Below are 14,407 nucleotides of genomic sequence, written 5' to 3'. Positions count from 1 at the left end.
GTCCTCGTCACCGATTTCGACTTCATCTCGATGGATTCAGCCCACTGGATCACGCGGGTGATCCAGCAGGAGCATGCTCAGAAGCGAACCACTCTACCCTGCCCCTCCTCATCGAGATGGACTCGAGGTAGGCGAGGCCAAGGACATTTCTAATCGTGAACTTTGGGCGCACTCGCATGGGGCAATCCTCCGGCAGACGGCGGCGGAGTCATTCGATGTTAACTAGGCGATAACCTGCGAAGGGGGAAGTTGTTGTATCTTGCGTTTTTCCTGTAATTATCCCAAATTTTTTAATCGCCCTAGTCTATCACGGCGAAGCGGTTATTCAACAAACTTGATCTTCGTCTGCAAACGGCTTTGGCCATTGATTACGGGTTAAGCTCAATGCAGTCGGCAGAAGTTTGGACGACCAAGCATAGGACGGAAAAATGACGTGTGGGTGGCAACTCCATCAAAATTCCTGGGTTCGGTTCACGCTCGCCGGATGAGCGGTTCAAAAGGCTTTTGAGGCCCCCCCCGTTGATTCGATCAATGCCATAAGATGTTTTATGGATAAGGTTTAAGTGCGGATCGAGATTGCGTAAGTTAACTTCAGACTTCACCCTTAAGCCGCCGACGGAAGGAGCCACCCAATCGATATGAATCGGCCCGATTCATCCGACAGATAGGAAAACCAAGTCATGGATGTGGAGGAGTCTTGCCCTTTTGGGAATTGGAACAACCAGGCGACTAGCCACAGGGCGGGCAATATTAGACAGGGTGCCCAGGGGAGAACGAGACGGAACGAGATTTCGAAAAAGGACCCTCTCACCCGTCTTGAATTCTCTTGTTGCCGGCGAGAAAAGGGTTGCCCGCGGTCAAGGCTTGGAGCAGGCGATTGCGGCAGTCCAGTGCGCAATTTCCTCGGCCGAAAGCCGGCCAACGGGCTTCAGGCGGGCATCGTGATAGCCTCGGGTTCCGATGTCCGGGAGGTACTGCTCCCTCGACAGGAGGGTCCCCTGGCAGAGTTGCCCGGTGGCATTGGGGACTTCCGAATCATGTCGGAGGCGGTCCGCGAGTTCCTCAAGAATCCGGGCCGGGATCTTGGCACGCTCGGCGGGGTAGATGAAGCCGAAGGTGATCAGGTGGCTGTAGAGGATGCGCCAATGATCGCCGAATCGCTGTAGGAGCCGTTCCCAGTCCAGGTCGTGGGCGCGGGAACGGATCAGGTGGGCGACGTCGGCGCCGTCGAAACGCTCGCGTTCCTGGACGAAGGCCTTGGTCCAGATCATCTCCTCGGCCGGGCAGAGCTTCACCTGGATCCCTAGCAACTCCGCTTCTGCCGCGTGGTCGAACCAGCCTTCATCGACCTCGGACACGCCGTTGCCCGATCCATAGATCACGTCGATGAATCCCGCGTCGCCGTGCGCCTTGGCCAGCCAGTGAGGGAACGGGACCTCGGTGCGATAACCGGCCTCGCGGAGCTTCGCCAGGACCGAGTCGCAATCCTTTCGATAGATGAAAATATCCAGGTCTTTCGTGTGTCGCTCGATCCCGGCGTGCACGGCCAGCGCGTAGGCGCCCCCCACGAGGAACGGAGCCCTCGCCTCGTTGAGCACGGCCAGCGTCTTCCGATAGAAGTCGCGGACCTCCGGATCCATCTCGACGGGCGCAAATTCCATGGACACGGGCCTCCTAAGGATCGACTCCGTCAGGACTTTCATCGTTCATAATCGTTCGCAAAGTCGATGCCGTCTGGGCATGCACTTTGCCGACTTGGATGGGATTGACGCTTCAACGCAACGAGGATCGAGTTCGCCACTCTGATGAGGGGCGTGGGGAGGGGATGATGCCCGAGTCCAGGTCGGTAGTCCGGGTCGCGGCGGTGGGCGACCTGCATTGCAGCAAGAATTCGCAGGGGCTGATCCGGCCGATCTTCGAGAACTGCGAGGAATTCGCCGACATCCTGGTCCTCTGCGGCGACCTGACCGATTACGGCCTCCCCGAAGAAGCGCACATCCTCGCCGCAGAGTTGTCCGTGTCAAATCTGCCGAAGGTCGCCGTGCTCGGGAACCACGACTACGAGTCGGGCCACGAGGACGAGGTGCGCAAGATCCTCGTCGATGCCGGCATCCAGATGCTCGACGGCGACGCCATCGAGGTCAATGGGATCGGCTTCGCGGGGGTGAAAGGCTTCGCGGGGGGATTTGGCCGAGGCACCCTCGGCACCTGGGGGGAGAAGATCATCAAGGCCTTCGTCCAGGAGGCCATCGACGAGGCCCTCAAGCTCGAGGCTGCCCTGGCCAAGCTGAGGACCGAGAGCCGCGTCGCCGTCCTCCACTATGCCCCGATCCAGGCGACCGTCGAGAACGAGCCCGTGGAGATCTTCCCCTTCCTCGGCTGCGGTCGGCTCGAAGAGCCCATCAACCGCTACCCGGTGACGGCCGTCGTGCATGGCCACGCCCACAACGGGCGATTCGAAGGGCGGACCACGGCCAACATCCCGGTCTACAACGTGTCGCTCCCCCTGATGCGCAAGACGCGTCCCGAGAGCCCCCCGTTCCTCATCCTCGACCTGCCCCAGGGGCTGCCGACACACTGAGGAAACGAGAGCCATCTGCACTCAAAGGTTTAAGACATCGAAGAATCATCGAGTCCAGAACTGCGACGCGAAGAAGGAGCCAGCCATGACCGATCGCATCAAGCGACGCGACGACGTAAATCCCGAACGCGGCGAGCACGAATACGGCGACGTGACGTTCGCCGACCCGGTCAACAAGAAGTATCCGATCGACAGCGCGAAGCACGTCCGGGCGGCGTGGAGTTACATCAACCACGAGGACAACGCGGCCAAGTACTCCAAGGCCGAGGTCCAGACGATGAAGAGACGCATCAAGCAGGCCGCCAAGGCGCACGGCGTCGAGATCAGCGACGATTGAGCGAGGGCCACCATCTCGAAATCAACGTTGTCTCTTCACCCGCATCGAAAGGGACCATCATGAGCCGACACTCAGGACCCAATGACCCGGACGAGTCCCAGGATTCTTCCTCAGATCCGGCCAGGGGATTGGAAGACCCCAGGGCCATCCACCCCGCGCCCGAGGGGCTCTTCCCAGGCTCCAACCAGGAGGCCGATCGCGAGTCGTCCGACGCGTCGGGATCGGAAAATCCGCCTTCGGAGGACCAAGAGAGAGGTCTCGTCGATCCTAGGAACGAGGAGGTCGGCCCCGATCTTTGAAGTCTCGAGTCGGACTGGGAATACGGCCGGGGATTGAGTCTCTCGGAGGTGGAGCGTAGATTCGCGTTCCGGAAAGCCCGGGGGGGCTGGATCTTGGAAGGCGGATTCGGGGGTGCTTCGGGATGAGAATTGGAATCGTCAGGGTCATGCAGGCCCAGCCTCGGTTGATCGCGGCGATCATCCTTGGCCTGATCTTGAGCTTCGTCCTGCCGGGGCGTACCGGGACGCGGCTCCTGGCCGCCTGGGACGGTTCGACGCTGCTTTATCTGATCCTGGCCTTCACCATGATGGTCCGGTCGAACATCGAGAACATCAAGGTCCGGGCCACGCTGCACGACGAGGGCTCGATGGTGATCCTCGCGCTGACGACGATCACGGCGGTCGTCAGCCTGGCCGGGATCATGGCCGAGCTCGCTGCGGCGAAGTCCTTGCAGACCCAGGGTGGATGGCGGCACATCGCCCTGGCCGGCCTCACGGTGGTGCTCTCGTGGAGCTTCCTGCACACCATGTTCGCCGTGCATTACGCCCACGAGTACTACGCCGGGGACAAGCCGGGGCTCGACTTCCCTCAGGACGACTCGCCCGATTACTGGGACTTCATGTATTACTCGTTCATCATCGGCACCGCCTGCGCCACGGCGGACGTGAACATCACGAACAAGCGGATGCGCCGGATCACGATGCCCCACTGCATCGTCGCGTTCTTCTTCAATACCACGATCCTGGCCCTCACGGTGAATATCGGGGCCGGGTTCTTCTGAGCCATTCCGTCACCTTTGCTGGCGGGCTCATCTTACCGAACCGCTTCGAATCCCCCCCTCCGTCGTTGGCGGAATCCTCGACTTGCCGTGGCCGCGACACGTCTTGGCATCCTGTTTGCGATATCACTCTTGTCATGAGCCGAACGCTCAGAAGGGGCGTTGGCTCCACTCAACCCAATGACAAGGAAACGACCATGCAATACGTCGAAATGATGCCGCTCGCCGTCGCCGCCTATCGTTACTCGCTGGCCTACCTGCTCTGCGGTGGCGGAGTCCTCGGGGCCGTCGGAGTCTTCTTTGTCGCCAAGCTTTTCGGAAAGTGATACGCGGAACACTTCTCCGAGTCAGAACACAACGACCGCCCCTCGGCCTTTGGCCGAGGGGCGGTCGTATTTATTGATAGGAGAATATCGCGGCTTTGATAACATTATTGGCTTTATCGTATGCATGTAATTTGTGATTGGCCGTCACTTGTCTGGATCACTCGCCGCGTTATCCTCTCCTCCATCTCACTCGATGTGCTTGCGATTGGCCTTTCCTGGCCACAGGACCTCGATAGCAGGCGTTGCCCGACTTCGGAAGCCCGATTCATCATCCTTAACCCGATCGAATCCAGGCGGCTCCAACCCGATTCGTTGTGGTGCAGTCGTTTTCGATTGTCGTTCATCGAAAAATCGAGGTAATCCCAAAGTCTTCGAGAAGAGTCTTGCGCTAAGGAAGCGGTCTTCCTCTCGTCCGACGGATTTAGGGTTGGAGCCTCACAAACTCTGCAGGACGGAGTGACGAGCGGTAAGGGACGATTTTTGGATGAGGCACGAGCCTGATCCTTCGTTGGCGTATGGATTCGCTCGGTGTGCTCATCTCCGGCAGATCCGCAAGTATTCGCGCGAGCCTTACGCAAATTGTTGCGCAAGAGCGGCGAACCACGTTGCGGAGTATACGCATGACGAGGAGATCGTGACGGCGGCCGTGGTCCACGATGTCTTGGAGGATACAGATGTCATCCCGGACGAAATGGCGAGCATCGTCGGAGAGCGAGTAACCCGGCTCGTGACGGGAGTCGGCAACGTTGCCGGCCTGAGAATGGAGATCGCGAGGAACGGATGCGGCTTGATCGCGAATCCCTCTCCTCGTCGTCATCTGAAGGGGCCACGATCAAGCCCGCGGATCTGATCGACAACGTGTCGTCGGTGGTGGGACACGACCTGGCATTCGCGACGATCGACTCGCGCGAGAAGCAAACCCTGCAGGATGTCCACAGGCACGGGCCTGCCGATCCGTGGGCGAGGGCCAGGGAGGTGCTTTGCCAGGCTCAGGAGGATTCAGCCCGACTCGAAATGAAGTGAGACTTCAGCTCTCACGAGATGGCGATCGGCCACATCACTTATCCGCCGCGATCGCCGGGCGAGAACTTCACTGTGCCGGGGCTGCTCGGGGTTTGCGGTTCTTTGATGAGGGCCGAGAAGCCGAGGACGGTGAGTGTGAATTCGCTCAGGGCTTCGCGGCCGTCGGCGTTCACCCAGACATAGCAGGCGCCCGACTGGCCGACGTAGCAGGCGTCCTTGGGGACGTCTTTCTTGCGGCCGACATGGAACCAGCCGGGCTGGATCTTCGCCAGGTCGCGCTGGATGGATTCGATCTTCCGGGAGACGTTCTTCGCCAGCGGCGACCGGTCCGGATACGGGGCGGCGAAGAACTGATCGTCGTTGGTGGTGACGATCTTCGAGTCGAAGTCCCGCGAGTTCCCGCTTGATTGGGCATGGTATTGATAGAAGACGTTCGTCTCGTCGCGCATGTCCGAGTTCGAGGCGAGCTGATCCTTGATGTCGTGGGCCAGGTCGTTGAGGAACTCGGGGTCGGGCATCTCGGGCGAGCCGTGGGCACGTCGGTAGGCGATCCGAAGTAACCTGAGTTCCGTCGCGTCGATCACCGGCTCCATGCCCCACTGGGCGACGACCGTCCGCGAGCCGAAGATCTGCGGCTGGGTCGAGGCCGGCGGGCCGATGTCGACGAGCGCCCCGCCCGAGACCGAGTCGGTGACCTGCGACGTCCCATCCTTCAGATTGACATGATAGGGGAGCGTCGACGGATTGACGGCGAACTGGGCGAGGTTGTCGAGGACCTGCTGGAATTGCAACTCGGGCAGCGTCGCGGCCTGGTTGATCGTACGTTGCCTGAGACGGACCGACGTGCAGCCGGTCGCGAAGGCGAGACTGGCCACGAGGATCACCCAGGCAAGGCGCATGGCAATTCCGATACGCGTACATTGGAGGCTCTTGCCGGTTGTATCGACCAAAGAGTCATTCCGACATGAGCATCCTGCGTGAAGTCTCTGAGGGCAATGAGCCCGTACGCAATGAGGTTTGTCCTAACGGCAGTCGTCGGAGCGCGAGGGCGTTAGGCCCTATGCCCCGGGCCGTGGATCTGTAAAGTAGACGGCTTCGCCCCTTCTCTTGTGCGTGACTTGCATCGCCCAGGAAACGACCCATGCACCGAAGCACTCTCTCGCTTGGCTTCTGCGGATTGATGCTGGCCGGCCTGACGGATCGAACCGTCGGCCAGCAAGTGGATCAGGATGAGATCGCCCCGTTTCGACAGGCAGCCCTCGCGGGGGGCGACGCGAAACGCGGCCAGTCCCTATTCGAGTCGGATACCCTCGGCTGCAAGAAATGCCACGCCTTGAAGGGGGAGGAGCGTCGCGCCGGTCCGAACCTCGGGAACGTCGGCGACAAGTTCGCACGCGAGCAACTGATCGTCTCGGTGCTGGATCCGAACTTCCGGATCCATCCGGATTACGGAACGATCGTCGCCGTGACGACGGACGGCAAGTCGCACTCCGGCGTCCTGCTGCGTCGGACCAAGGACGAACTGCAACTGCTCGACGCCGAGGGCAAGCCGGTGCGCCTGCCGCTCGCCGAGATCGAGCAGGAGCAACGCCCCGGCACATCCTTGATGCCGACGGGGGTGCACAAGACGATCAAGCCCGAGCCATTCGCAGACCTGATCGCGTACCTCGAGACGCAGAAAAGCCAAGAAGACGGATCGCAGTTCAATGGGATGCCCGGCGAGATCCCGGCCATCGCCAGACCGATTGGGCTCGTCCCCCTCTTCAAGAAGGGGCTCAAATACGACCATCCGGTCTGGGTGATCCCGCTGCCGGGGACGAAGAGCGAGTACCTCGTCGTTGAGCAGATGACGCGCAAAATCTGGCGCGTCGACGAGGCTGACTCCGAGGGCAAGCGCGAGCTTTTCGCCGACTTCAGCGAGGAGGCGTCGACGGGCGACTTCGAAGGGGTCGTCTGCCTGGCCTTCCACCCGAAGTTTCTCGAGAACCGCAAATATTACGTGAACTATCACGTCCGGAATCAGGGGTGCGTGTTCTCGCCGGTGATCGTCGAGCGGCAGGCCGCCCCCGACTATCGCCGCGACTCGGGCAAGCCTTCTCGCCGGCTACTCCAGATCCCGCAGGACACCGACCTGCACTGGGGCGGCATGCTCGCGTTCGGACCCGACGGCTACTTGTATATCGGGGCCGGCGATGCCGGGCCGCAGGAAGATCCCGAGGGGCATGGCCAGGATTTAGGCGTCCTGACCGGGGCCATCCTGCGGATCGACGTCGATCGTCAGGAAGGGGACAAGCCTTACGCAATCCCCGAGTCGAACCCGTTCCGCAACGCGAGCGCGGCCTCGCGTCCGGAGATCTGGGCCTCCGGGTTCCGGATGCCCTGGCGGTTCAGCTTCGACCCGGTCGGGGGTGACCTCTGGGTCGGGGACGTGGGTCAGGATCTCTTCGAGGAAGTCACCATCGCCAGGGCCGGCGAGAACCACGGCTGGAACGTGCATGAAGGGTTCCTCAAGTTCTCGGATCGCTACCGCCGCGACGGTGAGACGTACACGCCCCCGGTCCTGGCTTATCGACGCAAGTATGGGTCCTCGGTGACGGGGGGCTTTGTCTATCGGGGCAAGCAAAACAAGTCGTATGAAGGGGCTTGCATTTTCGGAGACTTCGAATCGAAGCGAATCTTCGCTCTGACGCAGAAAGACCGGCAACTCGTCAAGGTTCGGCAGATCGGAGAGTCGCCCGAGCGGATCTCGTCGTTCGGCGTCGATCATGATGGCGAGTTGCTCATGGTCGGATATGAGGGGAACATCTTCCGGCTGGCCCTCGCCGACTCCAGCTTCGAGGCCGAGCCGCAGTCGAACGTCAATGTGAGCCTGGTCCGGTCGAATGCCCCGGCCGCGGCGCGAGTCAGCATCGTCGGGGGGGATGGCAAGTCCCATGCCCCCGAAGGCGCGGCGGTTCGTCAGACGAAACGAAACGAGTCGTATTTTTATGCGGATGGGTCCTTCGAGGTGAAGCTTCCCGAGGGCCAGGCGAAGATCGAACTCCGGGGAGGCATCGAGACGATCCCGCAGACGCTGACCATCGACGGCGGGAAGTCCACCGAGATGCGGGTCGAGCTGAAATCGTGGATCGACATGGCCTCGCGGGGCTGGTATTCGGGCGACTCGCACGTCCACCTACATACCGGCGGGCCGATCAGCGTGGGGCCGGCCGAGGCCCTCGTCGCGGCCAAGGCGGAAGGGGTTAACTACGTCAATCTCTGCGTCTCGAATAACTTCGGCGACGATATCCGCGACGCAGGTCTGATCAGCGGCAAGCCGGATGAGGTCTCGACGGATAAGCATCTGCTCGTCTTCGGCGAGGAGATGCGGAGCACGATTTACGGCCACATGCAGTTCTTCGGGATCAACAAACTCGTCGAGCCGCAGTACACGGGCTTCGACGACACGCCGAACCGGAACGACTTCCCCGCAAACTTCGACATGGCGGTCGAGGCCGTCCGTCAAGGGGGCGTCGTGACCTATGGCCATCCCATGTTCGCCGGCCAGCCATACCCGTTCGGCAAGGACTCGGCCAAGAGCCACGGGGCCGCTCGCGAACTGCCGATTGACGCCATCCTCGGCAAGGTTCAGGCCGTCGACCTGATGTCGTACAACTGCGACGAGCCTCTCTCGGCCGAACTCTGGTACAAGCTGCTCAACTGCGGGTTCAAGCTCTCGGCGTGCGTCGGCACCGACGCCCTGCTCGACCGCTCGACCGAGCCGCTCGGCGGCGATCGTGTTTATGTGAAGGTCAATGGGCCCTTAACCATGGCGAGCTGGCTCGAGGGATTGAAGAACGGCCGGACGTTCGTCACGAATGGGCCGATCACCACGCTCGAGGTCGGCCGAAAGGGGCCCGGCGAGTCTCATGAACTGGCGGCGCCGGGGAGCGTGCGCGTCTCCGCGACGGTGGAGAGCTACGTCCCGTTCGACACGCTGGAAATCCTCGTCAACGGCAAGGTCGCGACGACCGAGAAGGTCGAGGGGGATCCCAAGCCGGGGGCCAGGGTCACTCGCTTCAATATCGAGTTGCCCATCGAGCGGAGCAGTTGGATTGCGCTCCGGGTCCGAGGCGCCGACAACCCCTTGATCTTCGACGGCCCGGTGTGGGCCCACACGAGCCCCGTCTACGTCAAGGTCGCCGGCGCGGAGATCGGGAGCCAGGAGGACGCCAAATACTTCGTCGAATGGATCGACGGGATGCTCGAGATCGTCGCCACGCGCAATCGCTACGAGAAGCCCGAGGACCGAGCCAAGGTCGAGGCCCTCTTCCGCAAGGCTCAGGACGAGTTCCGTAAGTTGGCGGAGGCCAAGTAACGCCGCGGTGAGATCCGCCTCGCGAAAGGTCTCGATGTTGAATACAACTCCTGCCGAGGGACGGAAAAGGTCCCTCGGCAGGAGTTGTTTTTATGAGAGAGGGTGACGCGGATGAGAGGGCTTCGCTTCCCGCTGAAACAGGGCCTCGTGATGATCGCCATCATCGGGCTGAACGCCAGCTTGTTGAGGTCGTTCTTCCTCCACGAGATGTTCATCGGCGCGATCATCCTGATGGCCCTCCTCCAAGTCGGCGTCTGGCTCTTTCTCAAGAGCCGAGGGCGATGGCGACGTTTCTGGGCAGGCTTCGAAGCGGCGGGAGTCGCGTCCATCATCTACCTGATTTGGTGCGAATATCAGCCGTCTTCGATGGGGAATCGAGTCGTGATCTTGTACACGGATTTCGTGTCGAACCTGGCGTATGCGCACGTCGCGGCCTCGTGGGAAGACTCGCTCGAGGCCAACTGGAATCTGTTCCTGGTGGTCGTGTATTTCCTGCCGGAATTGGTCGCGGCGATCCTCGGAGGTCTGATCGCCGCGTTCATCCCCTGGAAAGGGCTCACGCGTCGTCCACCCTCGGCCTGAAACAGCAAGGCCGCTGGTCGATCGGAGGGGATGCCTCCGATCGACCGGCGGCCGAGTCGCATCAAACTTCATCCACCTAACCAGAAATCAGGCGAAGATCTCGCGGACCGGGTTGCCGGCGACGTCGGTGAGGCGGAAGTCTCGTCCGGCGTAGGGGTAGGTGAGCTGGGTGTGATCCAGGCCCATCAACGCGAGAAGGGTCGCGTGCAGGTCGTTGGTGTGCATCCGGCCTTCCTCGGCCTTGATGCCGTACTCGTCGGTGCCGCCGTACGTGTAGCCTTGCTTGACCCCCGCGCCGGTCAGCCACATCGAGTAGCCGGTGATGTTGTGGTCGCGGCCGTCGGCGCCTTGCGAGGTCGGCTGGCGGCCGAACTCGCTGCCGAAGAGGACGAGCGTCTCGTCCAGCAGGCCGCGCTGCTCGAGGTCGGTGAGCAGGGCCGCGACCGGCTGATCGATGTCGGCACAGCGGTCGATCAGGCCCTGGTGCAGGTTGTTGTGGTGGTCCCAGCCGGGCTGGCAGACCTCGACGAAGCGGACGCCCGCCTCGCTCAGGCGGCGGGCCATGAGGCATTGGCGGGCGAACGAGCCGCGAGGCCCGGCCTTCACGCCGTAGGCCTCCTGGACGCGCTGGGGCTCCTTGGAGATGTCGAGGAGTTCGGGGACCTTCCCCTGCATGCGGAAGGCCAGCTCATAGGACTCGATGACGCCGTCGACCTGGTCGGGCGCCCCGGGCGTGCCGGCGAGCTCGCGGTTCATCGACTGGATCAGGTCGAGCTGCTTCTGCTGCTGGGACGACCTGACCTGCGCCTTCAGGTTGGGGAAATATCCCTGGTCGTTGATGCGAGTCCCCTGGTAGTGGGCGGGCAGGAACGCGCTGCCGTAATTCACGGCGCCGCCGAAGTTGGGCGGCGGGTTGATCGTGATGTAGCCGGGCAGGTCCTGGTTCTCAGTCCCCAGGCCATAGAGCAGCCAGGCCCCCATGCTCGGCCGCGTCAGAGCGGCGTTGGCGCTGCCGGTGTGGAGCTGGACGACCGCCTGCGGGTGGGCCGGGGTGTCGGTGTGCAGGCCGCGGAGCCAGCAGAGCTTGTCGGCGTGCGTGGCCATGTTCGGCAGCAGTTCGGAGAACCACGAGCCGGTCTCGCCGTACTGCTTGAACTTGAACAGGGAGGAGGTCAGCGTGCCGCCCCCCGGCCCGACCTTGCCGCCGTTGGCCTGGAGCTTCGGCTTGTAGTCGAACGTGTCCACCTGCGAGATCGCCCCCTGCATGAACAGGAAGATGACCCGCGAGACCTTCGTCGGGAAGTGAGGCGCCCTGGGGGCTAGCGGGGGCGCGTCCGAGACCTTCGCAGCCTTGGCCAGGTTCTGCCCCAGGATGCCCTGCAAGGCGACGTATCCGAATCCAGCCCCCGCCGATCGCAAGATCTGCCGCCGCGAGAGGGGGTTGCCGGGCAAGTATTGATCCGACATCGTAGACTCCTCGGAATGAATGATCTTGTATGGATGGATCAGCGGAGGAACCGGAATTCGGCGGAACCGTAGAGGGCCTGGACGAACGCCAGCCAGGCGGCCGATCGGGCGTCCTTCGGCTGCACGACCTCCTCGACGACGGCCTCGCCGGTCTGGTCGGCCTCGTCGGGGTTCGCGAGCTGCTCCGAGGTGGGCACGCCCTTGGACTTGTTCGCGGCGACGGTCACCGCCGGGGTCGATGCGGGCGTCGGCTTCACGATCAGGTCGCGGTTCTCCGACTCGATGGTGCTGAGGAATGACTCGGCGCGGGCGACTTCAGCCGAGGCCGGCTCGCGGCCGAGCACGAGGCGATACGCCGCGGCGACCCGATTCGTCTCGCTCGAATCGTCGGCCAGCAGCTTCTCGGCGAGCGCCAGGGAGTACTTGCGGACGAAGGACGAGTTCAGCAGGAAGAGGGCCTGGCTGGGGACCGTCGTGGCGTCGCGCTGGCCGGAGACGAGCGTCTGGTCGACCGGGTCGAACGCCTCGAGCGACTGCGGCGTGATGCCTCGCAAGAGCGGCAGGTACACGCTGCGGGCCGTGCTGGCCTCGGCCTGGTCGCGGACATGCTTGGCCTCCGGGCCGTTGTCCCGGATCTCGATCATCTTGAAGTCCTGGACGACCGCCTTGGCCGGCTTGTTCGGGTCGAGCTTGCCCGACGATGCCAGGATCGCGTCACGCAGTTCTTCGGCGTCGAGCCGACGCGGGGCGTGCCGCCAGACCAGGTGATTGGCCGGGTCGGCCGCGACGTGCGCCGGGGTCGACGAGGACGAGAGCTGATAGGCCCGGGTCAGGACGACCGCACGGACCAGCCGCTTGAGCGACCAGTTCTCGCGGACGAGACGGCTCGCGAGGTGGTCGAGCAGTTCCGGATGCGAGGGCAGGTCGCCGTTCACGCCGAAGTTGTCGACGGTTGAGACGATCCCCTGGCCGAAGAGGTGCTTCCAGACCCGGTTCGCGACGACCCTGGGGACGAGCGGGTTGTTCGGGCTCGAGAGCCAGCGGGCCAGCTCGAGTCGGCCGCTCTGCTGCGGGTTGACCGCCGGGGCGTCCTTGACCTCGAAGGCGGTCAGGAAGCCGCGAGGGACGACCGGGCCGAGCCGTTCGGCCTCGCCGCGGAGGCGGACCTCGGTGTCGGCGACGACCTTGGAGTCGCTGACGCCGTGGACGGCGTGGCCGCGAGCGGCGGGGTCCGTCAGCTCGAGAAATTCGGCCTGCAACCGCTCATATTTGAGCCGGTATGGACGCTGCTTGGGCTGGCCGTTCGCCCCCTTGGCGAGTCCCTCCGGGGTACCCCGGATTCCATCCCAGGCCTTCTTGGCCTCGGCGACCTTCGCCTCGAGGTCCTTGACCTTATCCGCGGGGGGCGGGGCCAGTTCGCCAGCGAGCGTGACGAGCATCGAGGGGACATAGTAGTCGAGCCCCGCGCCGCCCATCCGGTTCTTGACCCCGGCGCGGTTGTCGGTGCTGGTGAAGATGCCGGCGAGGGCGTAGTAATCCGTCGTCGGGATCGGGTCGAACTTGTGGTCGTGGCAGCGGGCGCAACTGACGGTGAGGCCGAGGAAGGATCGGCTCACGACGTCGATCTGCTCGTCGACGTTGTCCATCACGAAGCGGACCTTGAACCGCTGGTTCACGTCCTTCACGCCGAGCCCAAGGAAGCCGGTCGCGGTCACGAGCCGGTTGCGTTCGTCATTGCTCGTCGAGGGGAGCAAGTCGCCCGCGACCTGCTCGAGGATGAACCGATCGAACGGGATGTCGGCATTCACCGAGTTGATCACGTAATCGCGATACTTCCAGGCGAACGGATACGGGATATTCCGCGATGGGCCGGTCGACTCGCCGTAGCGGGCGACGTCGAGCCAGTGGCGACCCCAACGCTCGCCGAACTGTGACGAGGCGAGCAGGCGGTCGACGACCTTGGTGAAGGCGTCGGGGCTCGAATCCGCCACGAAGGCTTCGATCTCGGCCGGGGTCGGCGGCAGGCCGATCAGGTCGAAGGTCACCCGGCGCAGCAGGGTCACCTTGTCGGCGTCGGCGACCGGTGCGAGCTTCTCCGACTCGAGCCTGGCGAGGAGGAACCGGTCGATGTCGTCGCGAGCCCAGGTCTCGTCCTTGACGGCCGGGGCCTTCGGGTCGCGGAGCGGCTGCCAGGCCCAGTGCTCCTTCTTGAGCGCATCGTACGTGGGGTTCGGCTTGCCGAGCGAGGCCGGCACCTTCACGGCGGGCCAGGCGGCTCCATCCTTGATCCACTGGGTCAGGATGGCCACCTGCTCGGGGCTCAGGGCCTCGGCTTCTCGGGGCATCCGGCGCTTGGCGTCGGCCTGCTTGATCCGCCGGAGGATCAGGCTCTTCTCCGGGTCGTGGGGCACGACGCCCGGGCCGGTGTCGCCCCCCTCGAGCAATCCCTTGCGGTCGTCGACGCGCAGGCCGCCCGCGGGCTTCGTGTCGGCCGAGTGGCAGGCGTAGCAGTTGCCGACCAGGATCGGTCGGACCTTGCTTTCGAAGAACTCGACGGCCGCATCGTCTCGGGGCGCCGTCTCGCTGAAGGCCACCCCGCCGAGCACGGCGAAGGACATCAAACTCGTGACCAGTAGTCTTGGACTCGCCGACATGGACGCTCTTTCCTTATCTGAAG

Annotated in this window: 12 protein-coding genes; 8 read left to right on the top strand and 4 right to left on the bottom strand. The window is 63.2% G+C overall.

Features of this window, described 5'->3' with window-relative positions; translation table 11 throughout:
- Positions 1-857: 857 nt before the first annotated feature.
- A complete protein-coding gene (locus ACOYYX_RS09165) occupies positions 858-1,661 on the bottom strand; it encodes a nucleotidyltransferase (protein WP_422929628.1) in 804 nt (267 codons plus the stop codon).
- A 167-nt stretch (positions 1,662-1,828) separates the two neighbouring features.
- Between ACOYYX_RS09165 and ACOYYX_RS09160 the strand changes: the two genes are divergently transcribed.
- The 6 genes from ACOYYX_RS09160 (at position 1,829) to ACOYYX_RS09135 (ending at position 5,324) form a co-directional block, all read left to right on the top strand.
- Complete coding sequence (locus ACOYYX_RS09160) at positions 1,829-2,581, top strand: metallophosphoesterase family protein (protein WP_422929627.1); 753 nt, start codon at positions 1,829-1,831, stop codon at positions 2,579-2,581.
- 85 nt (positions 2,582-2,666) lie between these two features.
- Positions 2,667-2,918 carry a DUF6582 domain-containing protein gene (locus ACOYYX_RS09155; RefSeq protein ID WP_422929626.1) on the top strand — a complete coding sequence of 84 codons (252 nt, stop codon included), beginning with the start codon at positions 2,667-2,669 and terminating at the stop codon, positions 2,916-2,918.
- A 421-nt stretch (positions 2,919-3,339) separates the two neighbouring features.
- Entirely contained in the window at positions 3,340-3,978 is a 639-nt protein-coding gene (locus tag ACOYYX_RS09150; protein ID WP_422929625.1) for a DUF1345 domain-containing protein, read from the top strand.
- Between the two features lie 194 nt (positions 3,979-4,172).
- Complete coding sequence (locus tag ACOYYX_RS09145) at positions 4,173-4,301, top strand: hypothetical protein (protein ID WP_422929624.1); 129 nt, start codon at positions 4,173-4,175, stop codon at positions 4,299-4,301.
- A 484-nt stretch (positions 4,302-4,785) separates the two neighbouring features.
- On the top strand, positions 4,786-5,151 hold the full coding sequence (locus ACOYYX_RS09140; RefSeq protein WP_422929623.1) for an HD domain-containing protein: 366 nt from the start codon (positions 4,786-4,788) through the stop codon (positions 5,149-5,151).
- The gene (locus ACOYYX_RS09135) at positions 5,082-5,324 is read left to right on the top strand and encodes a hypothetical protein (RefSeq protein WP_422931727.1); all 243 of its coding nucleotides are present in this window, start codon (positions 5,082-5,084) and stop codon (positions 5,322-5,324) included. The genes ACOYYX_RS09140 and ACOYYX_RS09135 overlap by 70 nt, the downstream gene beginning before the upstream one ends.
- Before the next feature lie 38 nt (positions 5,325-5,362).
- Here ACOYYX_RS09135 and ACOYYX_RS09130 read toward each other — a convergent pair whose 3' ends face one another.
- Positions 5,363-6,223 (bottom strand): hypothetical protein, encoded by an 861-nt coding sequence (locus tag ACOYYX_RS09130; protein ID WP_422929622.1) that lies wholly within the window; start codon positions 6,221-6,223, stop codon positions 5,363-5,365.
- Between the two features lie 242 nt (positions 6,224-6,465).
- Here ACOYYX_RS09130 and ACOYYX_RS09125 point away from each other — a divergent pair, with 242 nt between their 5' ends.
- Positions 6,466-9,681 (top strand): CehA/McbA family metallohydrolase, encoded by a 3,216-nt coding sequence (locus tag ACOYYX_RS09125; protein WP_422929621.1) that lies wholly within the window; start codon positions 6,466-6,468, stop codon positions 9,679-9,681.
- A gap of 111 nt (positions 9,682-9,792) precedes the next feature.
- Positions 9,793-10,263: a hypothetical protein gene (locus ACOYYX_RS09120; protein WP_422929620.1), complete on the top strand. Its 471-nt coding sequence runs from the start codon at positions 9,793-9,795 to the stop codon at positions 10,261-10,263.
- 87 nt (positions 10,264-10,350) lie between these two features.
- Here ACOYYX_RS09120 and ACOYYX_RS09115 read toward each other — a convergent pair whose 3' ends face one another.
- Complete coding sequence (locus tag ACOYYX_RS09115) at positions 10,351-11,730, bottom strand: DUF1501 domain-containing protein (RefSeq protein ID WP_422929619.1); 1,380 nt, start codon at positions 11,728-11,730, stop codon at positions 10,351-10,353.
- Positions 11,731-11,768: 38 nt separating this feature from the next.
- Complete coding sequence (locus tag ACOYYX_RS09110) at positions 11,769-14,384, bottom strand: DUF1553 domain-containing protein (RefSeq protein WP_422929618.1); 2,616 nt, start codon at positions 14,382-14,384, stop codon at positions 11,769-11,771.
- Positions 14,385-14,407 lie beyond the last annotated feature (23 nt).

It is taken from the genome of Singulisphaera chitinilytica (assembly GCF_049331405.1).
In the GTDB taxonomy this organism is placed as follows: Bacteria; Planctomycetota; Planctomycetia; order Isosphaerales; family Isosphaeraceae; genus PoT.
The sequence above is the reverse complement of the archived record's forward strand: the minus strand, read 5'-3'. Positions and strand labels throughout refer to the sequence as shown.

What these genes read in the sequence shown, in the direction of transcription:
- ACOYYX_RS09155 (WP_422929626.1), top strand. Translation starts at nt 2,667, where the DNA reads ATGACCGATCGCATCAAGCGACGCGACGACGTAAATCCCGAACGCGGC.
- ACOYYX_RS09165 (WP_422929628.1), bottom strand. Translation starts at nt 1,661, where the DNA reads ATGGAATTTGCGCCCGTCGAGATGGATCCGGAGGTCCGCGACTTCTAT.
- ACOYYX_RS09120 (WP_422929620.1), top strand. Translation starts at nt 9,793, where the DNA reads ATGAGAGGGCTTCGCTTCCCGCTGAAACAGGGCCTCGTGATGATCGCC.
- ACOYYX_RS09150 (WP_422929625.1), top strand. Translation starts at nt 3,340, where the DNA reads ATGAGAATTGGAATCGTCAGGGTCATGCAGGCCCAGCCTCGGTTGATC.
- ACOYYX_RS09140 (WP_422929623.1), top strand. Translation starts at nt 4,786, where the DNA reads ATGAGGCACGAGCCTGATCCTTCGTTGGCGTATGGATTCGCTCGGTGT.
- ACOYYX_RS09160 (WP_422929627.1), top strand. Translation starts at nt 1,829, where the DNA reads ATGCCCGAGTCCAGGTCGGTAGTCCGGGTCGCGGCGGTGGGCGACCTG.
- ACOYYX_RS09125 (WP_422929621.1), top strand. Translation starts at nt 6,466, where the DNA reads ATGCACCGAAGCACTCTCTCGCTTGGCTTCTGCGGATTGATGCTGGCC.
- ACOYYX_RS09145 (WP_422929624.1), top strand. Translation starts at nt 4,173, where the DNA reads ATGCAATACGTCGAAATGATGCCGCTCGCCGTCGCCGCCTATCGTTAC.
- ACOYYX_RS09115 (WP_422929619.1), bottom strand. Translation starts at nt 11,730, where the DNA reads ATGTCGGATCAATACTTGCCCGGCAACCCCCTCTCGCGGCGGCAGATC.
- ACOYYX_RS09110 (WP_422929618.1), bottom strand. Translation starts at nt 14,384, where the DNA reads ATGTCGGCGAGTCCAAGACTACTGGTCACGAGTTTGATGTCCTTCGCC.
- ACOYYX_RS09130 (WP_422929622.1), bottom strand. Translation starts at nt 6,223, where the DNA reads ATGCGCCTTGCCTGGGTGATCCTCGTGGCCAGTCTCGCCTTCGCGACC.
- ACOYYX_RS09135 (WP_422931727.1), top strand. Translation starts at nt 5,082, where the DNA reads ATGCGGCTTGATCGCGAATCCCTCTCCTCGTCGTCATCTGAAGGGGCC.